The 4400-nt window shown below is 50.0% G+C and carries 5 protein-coding genes and 1 pseudogene; 5 read left to right on the top strand and 1 reads right to left on the bottom strand.

Annotated features, from left to right (window positions below; translation table 11 throughout):
- From AB7U36_RS19360 to AB7U36_RS19340, 5 genes and pseudogenes are all read left to right on the top strand, one after another.
- A pseudogene (locus AB7U36_RS19360) lies at positions 1 to 479 on the top strand (DUF3683 domain-containing protein); the annotation flags it as partial.
- 1 nt (position 480) lies between these two features.
- A complete protein-coding gene (locus tag AB7U36_RS19355) occupies positions 481 to 1191 on the top strand; it encodes a 16S rRNA (uracil(1498)-N(3))-methyltransferase (protein ID WP_428161282.1) in 711 nt (236 codons plus the stop codon).
- A gap of 61 nt (positions 1192 to 1252) precedes the next feature.
- Positions 1253 to 1420, top strand: coding sequence for a hypothetical protein (locus AB7U36_RS19350; protein WP_428161281.1), 168 nt, complete (start codon positions 1253 to 1255; stop codon positions 1418 to 1420).
- A gap of 72 nt (positions 1421 to 1492) precedes the next feature.
- Complete coding sequence (locus AB7U36_RS19345; RefSeq protein WP_428161280.1) at positions 1493 to 1984, top strand: cyclic nucleotide-binding domain-containing protein; 492 nt, start codon at positions 1493 to 1495, stop codon at positions 1982 to 1984.
- A 31-nt stretch (positions 1985 to 2015) separates the two neighbouring features.
- Positions 2016 to 2840, top strand: a complete 825-nt coding sequence (locus AB7U36_RS19340; protein WP_428161279.1) for a rhodanese-like domain-containing protein — start codon at positions 2016 to 2018, stop codon at positions 2838 to 2840.
- A 17-nt stretch (positions 2841 to 2857) separates the two neighbouring features.
- Here AB7U36_RS19340 and AB7U36_RS19335 read toward each other — a convergent pair whose 3' ends face one another.
- Positions 2858 to 4357 (bottom strand): protein adenylyltransferase SelO, encoded by a 1500-nt coding sequence (locus AB7U36_RS19335; protein WP_428161278.1) that lies wholly within the window; start codon positions 4355 to 4357, stop codon positions 2858 to 2860.
- Positions 4358 to 4400: the final 43 nt, after the last annotated feature.

Raw genomic sequence — 4400 nt, 5'->3', positions numbered from 1 at the left:
AATCTTTGTCCGATCTGGGCATAACAGATCTGTTTGGCGCCAAGCTGTTTGATATCTCGGGATACCTGTTTGAAAATGGTCTGACCATAGCGCCCCCCCAAGCCTGCCTTTACCATGCCCCCTGCCATGACAGTTTGAAGGGCACGGCCGTGGCACAGCTTGCCAAAGCAGGCATTGATACCCGGGCCGTGCCTTATTGCTGTTCCGAAGCCGGAACCATGGCCCTGTCCCGTCCGGATATCAGCTACAGCATGTTTTTAAGGAAACAGGATGCCATTGAACAAGCGCGTGAGGATCTGGATAATATAAAAAAACCAAAAATCCTGACCAACTGCCCTTCCTGTGTCCAGGGATTAGGCCGCCAGAACCAAGGGACTGCCGTGCATATGGCTGTCGAACTGGCAGGGCTTACAGGCGGTGCCGACTGGATGAATCAGTTCCGGGCATTGATTAAAAACCTGGAAATCGTTACCTTCTGACATGAACCTGATACTGCTGGAAGGCCGGGATTTCATAAGCCCTGACCGGGTGCGGCTCCAGGACGACCGGTGCAGTCACATTTGCCGGGTACTCGGGGCAAAGCCGGGGGATACCCTTATCTGCGGAAGAAAAAATGCAAAGATGGGCACAGGCCTGATCGTGTCCATGGCCCGGCAGTCCATTGAAATGGATATTTGCCTTGACCAGGACCCGCCGGCACCCTTGCCCCTGACCCTGGTGCTGGCGTTACCCCGGCCCAAGATGCTTAAACGGATACTTCAAAGCCTTGCGAGCCTGGGTGTGAAAGAGATTTTTCTGATCAATTCCCGGCGGGTGGAAAAAAGTTTCTGGGATTCAGGCGTATTGTCCCAAGCCGATATCCAGCGCCATCTTGACCTGGGCCTTTGTCAGGCCAGGGATACCCTTGTGCCCCGGGTGCATCTGAAACGTTTTTTTTCTCCCTTTATTAAAGAGGAACTGCCGGAACTGACCAGAAACAAAAAAAAAATTCTTGCCCATCCCCAAGCCCAAGCGTTCTGTCCGGCGGGCCTGAATTCCGATACAGTGCTTGTGATCGGCCCCGAAGGCGGATTTATTGGTCTTGAGGTCAAAACTCTTGTGGACAAAGGGTTTGAACCCATGACCATGGGGCCCCGGATTTTGCGGGTGGAAACGGCTGTAACCGCGTTGGTATCCAGGCTTTTTACCTGAAATACTGAGCTGTTGTATTAAGGGAATAAAAAATTAAAGATAAAACAGGAGATGAAAAAGAATGGATAAAAAAATAGATAAAACCAGACAAGAGGCGTATGAAAGCCTGCCTCCAGGTATCAGAGAAAGCCTGACACCTGAAGAAAAGGAACTGTTTCTAACAGGCGAGCAATGGCCTGACAGCCTTTTTACCAAACTGGATGAATTTATCATTAAAGATAGAGATTAGCCGATTCATTGACATCAGCCGATCAAGAATTTACTATTGAATTAATTCAATTTTTAAATGATCGGAAGAGGCATGAAAACCAATGACCGGCCGAATGCAGCAAGCTCGCCCCTGGAAAAATATGCCAGGTATGCCAATATACTCCAGAAAACAAAATGGGCCAGGGAATTTTCCAGGGATCATATCAAAAAAATATGTTTATATATTGAACCGGTGATGGCCAAACCAGGAGCCATCGTGTTCAAGGAAGGGGATACGGACAAAAGCTTAGGGATCATTGTCAAGGGTGCCATTGACATTATTAAGGAAAACACCCGGGTAGCCACCCTGACCAGTTCCCAGACATTTGGCGAAATGGCCCTGATCGACGGTGAACCACGCTCTGCCTCCGGCATTGCCGTGAAAGAAACCGTAATTTTTTTCATGACCCAGGATAATCTGATTCGCCTGACCCGGGACGATTCACAATTGGGGGTCCAACTGCTGTGGAAAATATCCAAGCTTATCAGTCAGCGGTTACGGCAGACCACGGGGTTGCTGGTGGATTATATGGGAGAATATTGAACTTGCCGCAATGACCAGGAAATCAAAAAATATGATCACAGAAGACGAATTTAAAGAGATCTCATTTGAAGAATTTGAGCAGTACCGCGCGGCAAACAAGGAAGCCGATTTTATAGTGGTTGATGTCCGGCAGGAACGTGAATATACAGCCGGGCATGTTCCGGGGGCCAAACTGATCCCCTTAAACACCCTGGGCAATCATCTGTCTGAACTTGCTTTGGACAAGGATCTGTTTTTTTACTGCCATAGCGGACCCCGTTCTGAGGTGGCCGGTATTATGGCCGCAGAAAGCGGCAGGGACCCGCAGAAAACCTACAATATCACCGGCGGGTTTCGTTCATACCAGGGCCATTCCCTGGAAGGATTTCCCCGGCTCCAGGTTTTTGACTATCAAGAAAGCGATGACAAACTGCTTTACCAGGCAATGGAACTGGAAAAAGCCGCAGAGCGGTTTTATGAAACCATTCTCTCCTTTGCCCCGGATGAAAAATTTACAGCGCCCATTGAACAACTGGCAAAGGCGGAAATGGCCCATGCCCGAACTATTTATTCATACTGGAAGCAAACCGTTGAGAACCCCAAACCCTTTGAGGACCTTTATGGCGCTCTGAAAGGGAATATCCTTGAAAATGGCCAGCCCCTTTCCGAAGTGACGGCTGCGTTGCACGCAAACAAAAAGATTGCATGGACAGATGTCATTGAGATGGCTCTGGGCATTGAAATCCAGGCCTATGATCTTTACCGCACCATGGCAGACCGCCGGGAGCCCGGGCAGGCACAAAACGCCTTTCTTTCCATTGCCCAGATGGAAAAATCACATATGAAACAGGTTGCGCAAATGCTTTTGGATGATTAAACCCCATATTAACAGTGTCAGGTGCCGCAAAAGGTCCGGGTCACCCGTTCTTCGCTGGCAGGGGCCTGGGCATAATCGGTAAACTCCGGCTGTTCGGTAAAAGGATTTTCATAAAGCATTGCCAGCAGGTGTACCTGGCTGAAGTCATCTCTGGCTTCCGCCTCCTCGATGGCCTTGTGAATCCGGTGATTTCTTGGAATAAAAAGGGGATTGACCCGGTTCATTTCCGCCTGAATGATTTCAGGCCTATTCACTGTTGCCAAGCGCTGCTGCCATATTTTAAGCCAGGCCGCAACGGCATCCGGCGCTTTGAAAAGTTTCCGGAATTGCGGCGTCATGTTCGAATCTTGTCTGGTATGATCTGCCAAATAGCGAAAGGTCAGGGTAAAATCGACTTTTTGATCCTCCATGAGGGCAAGCAGCTCCCCAAGAAGGGAATAATCCTGGTTTCCAGGATTTTCTATCCCGATTTTTTTGAGCATACCCGCTTTTCGGGCGTAAAGAAATTCCTGTTCAAACGCGGCCAGGGCCGCATCAATCACCTCCGCTGCCTCTTCATCGGTTTTCCCTAAAAGCGCGTGTAAACAAATGCCAAGACAATGCAGATTCCACTTCATGACGGTGCCCTGATTGGCGTATCGGTATCTTCCCATGGTATCAATGGAACTGAAGACCATGTTTGGGTCATAATAATCCATAAAGGCGCAGGGACCATAATCAATGGTCTCCCCTGAAATTGAGGTGTTATCCGTGTTCATGACACCGTGAATAAATCCAAGCTGCATCCATTTAGCCACAAGCCGGGCCTGCCTTGCGGCAACCGATGAAAAAAATTGCCTGTACCGGTCTTTTTCTTCCAGAATTTCAGGATAATGGCGGGCAATCACGTAGTCGGCAAGCTTGCGTATTGCTGCGTCATCGCCCCGGGCGGCAAAATACTCGAAACTGCCCACCCTGACAAAACCCGATGCGACCCGGGTCATGACGCCCCCCGGATGGATCCCGTCCTCGCGCAGGATTTGTTCCTGGGTAGTCACGATTGCCAGGGCCCTGGTTGTGGGCACCCCCAACGCGTGCATGGCCTCACTGACAATGTACTCACGGATCACAGGCCCCAGGGGTGATTTGCCGTCTCCGCCCCGGGAAAACCGGGTCCTGCCGGAACCTTTGAGTTGAACATCCAGGCGTCTGCCGTCCGGGGTGATTTTTTCTCCAAGCAGAATGGCCCGGCCATCGCCAAGCTGGGGAACAAAGCTGCCGAATTGATGCCCGGCATAGGCCATGGCAATGGGTGTGGAATCTGCAAAAACAAGATTACCTGCCAGACAATCTGCCAGTTCCGGCGTCTCTTCAGTAAAAGTAAACCCCATTTCCCGGCCCAGTTTCAGGTTGTATTTTTGCAACACAGGATCGTGTACGGCCTGGGGCATACTGGGTTCATAAAAATTGTTGGAAAGAGCGGCAAAACTGTTTTCAAATCCGGCTTTAAGGGTTGACACAGCTGTTGTTTTTTTCATATATGCGCTCCTTTTTGTTGCCTCTCCGGAAGGCTGTTTTTCA

It is taken from the genome of Desulfobacter sp., from assembly GCF_050177295.1.
Note: the sequence above shows the minus strand (reverse complement) of the source record. Positions and strands in the feature narration are given on the sequence as shown.

What these genes read in the sequence shown, in the direction of transcription:
- AB7U36_RS19355 (WP_428161282.1), top strand. Translation starts at nt 481, where the DNA reads ATGAACCTGATACTGCTGGAAGGCCGGGATTTCATAAGCCCTGACCGG.
- AB7U36_RS19350 (WP_428161281.1), top strand. Translation starts at nt 1,253, where the DNA reads ATGGATAAAAAAATAGATAAAACCAGACAAGAGGCGTATGAAAGCCTG.
- AB7U36_RS19345 (WP_428161280.1), top strand. Translation starts at nt 1,493, where the DNA reads ATGAAAACCAATGACCGGCCGAATGCAGCAAGCTCGCCCCTGGAAAAA.
- AB7U36_RS19340 (WP_428161279.1), top strand. Translation starts at nt 2,016, where the DNA reads ATGATCACAGAAGACGAATTTAAAGAGATCTCATTTGAAGAATTTGAG.
- AB7U36_RS19335 (WP_428161278.1), bottom strand. Translation starts at nt 4,357, where the DNA reads ATGAAAAAAACAACAGCTGTGTCAACCCTTAAAGCCGGATTTGAAAAC.